Raw genomic sequence first — 1,899 nt, 5'->3', positions numbered from 1 at the left:
CGGCGACGGTTCCGCAGGCCTGGGCCGCGTCGGCGTCGGTCGTAGGCACGACCAGGACGACCCCCGAGACGTCGTCGGCGGCTTGGTCCGCCAGGTCGGCCGCGAACACGGCGCGTTCGGGCGTGCCCGGGAGTTCGAGGACCGTGGTTTCGGCTCCGCGCACGGTGAGGGCCGTCCGCAGGGTGCCGGTGCGGTCGTCGCGGATCGTGCCCTCGGGGACCAGGAGGAGCCACCGGCCGGAGAGCGCGGTGTCGGAGGACGGGTCGAGCAGCTGCCAGTGCGGCCGGTACAGCCACGCGTCGGTGCGTGCGCGCTCCCGGCGGCGGCGCCGCCACGTCGACAGGGCGGGGACGAATCCGTCCAGGGAGTCCGCGGTGACGCCGAGCGAGGCGGCGAGGGCGGCGAGGTCGCCCCGGTCCACGGCGTCCCAGAACTCGGCGTCGGCGCTGTCGCCGCCCGGTCGTGTGCCGGGTGCGCCGGTACCGGTGGTGGTCGCGGGATGTCCGTGGTCGGCGAGCCAGTAGCGGCGGTGCCGGAAGGCGTACGTGGGCAGGTCGACCCGCTGTCCGCCGGGCACGACGGCTGCCCAGTCGACAGCGGCGCCGTGGGCGTGGAGGCGGGCCAGCGCCGTGACGACCGAGGCGGGTTCGTCGCGGTCTCTGCGCAGGGTCGCCGTGAACAGGGTCGCGTCGCCGCCGCCTGTCCGGGTCGCGGCCGCGGGGGTGTTCTGGGCGAGCGCGGTGAGGGTGCCGTCGGGGCCGAGTTCGAGGTAGCGGGTGACTGAGCGAGCGGCGAGGGTGTGTACGGCGTCGGCGAAGCGGACGCTCTCGCGGACGTGGCGCACCCAGTACTCGGAGGAGCGCAGTTCCTCGGCGGTGGCGGTGGTGCCGGTGACGGTGGAGATGATCGGGAGAGCGGGTTCCGCGTAGCCGAGGCTCGCGGCCACGGCGCGGAACTCGTCCAGCATCGGCTGCATCAGCGGCGAGTGGAAGGCGTGGCTCACGCGCAGGGCGGTCGTCTTGCGGCCCTGGTCGCGGAAGTGCGCGGCGATGCGCTCCACGGCGTCCGCCGCACCCGAGACCACGATGGCCTGCGGGCCGTTGACCGCGGCGATGCCCGCGTCCTCACCGTCGCCCAGGAGGGGCAGCACCTCGCCCTCGGAGGCCTGCACCGCGACCATCGCACCACCGGTCGGCAGCGCCTGCATCAGCCTGCCGCGCGCGGCGACGAGGCGGGTGGCGTCCGCCAGCGACCATACGCCGGCGACGTGCGCGGCGGCGATCTCGCCGATGGAGTGCCCGGCGAGCACGTCCGGGCGTACACCCCACGACTCCAGCAGCCGGAACAGGGCGACTTCGAAGGCGAACAGGGCGGGCTGGGCGTACTCGGTCCGGTTCAGCGTCGCTTCGTCGTCCCCGAAGACGATCGCCTTGAGGTCGAAGGGGAGTTCCGCGTCGACCGCGTCGAAGGTTTCCGCGAACACGGGGTACGTGTGGTACAACTCCCGGCCCATGCCGAGCCGTTGGGAGCCCTGGCCGGCGAACAGGAAGGCGGTACGGCCGTCGCGTCGGACGGTCCCGGTGACGATGCTGTCGGCGGGCGCGCCGTCTGTGAGGGCGGTGAGGCCGGCGAGGAGCTCGTCGGGCCCGGTGCCGATGACGGCTGCGCGGTAGGTCAGCGCGGAGCGGTGCGCGGCGAGCGACCAGGCGAGGTCGAGCGGCCTGGTCTCGGGGTGTTCCCGCAGGTGGGCGAGGAGGCGGGCGGCCTGGGCGGGCAGGGCGTCGGGGGTGCGGGCGGACAGCACCCACGGCAGCACGCGCTCACCGTCGGGCGCCGTGGCGGCCTCGCGGCCCTCATCGGGCTGCGCGCCCTCGGCGCCCTCGGCGGCTTCCTCGCGGG

1 protein-coding gene is annotated in these 1,899 nt (G+C 75.0%); it reads right to left on the bottom strand.

Going from position 1 to position 1,899, the window contains the following annotated elements; translation table 11 throughout:
- The coding region (locus AC5WRT_RS38780; protein ID WP_496098903.1) for an acyltransferase domain-containing protein at positions 1–1,899 on the bottom strand (1,899 nt) is incomplete at both ends.

Source organism: Streptomyces sp. NTD91 (assembly GCF_059510455.1).
This window is presented reverse-complemented; position numbering and strand designations above follow the sequence as displayed.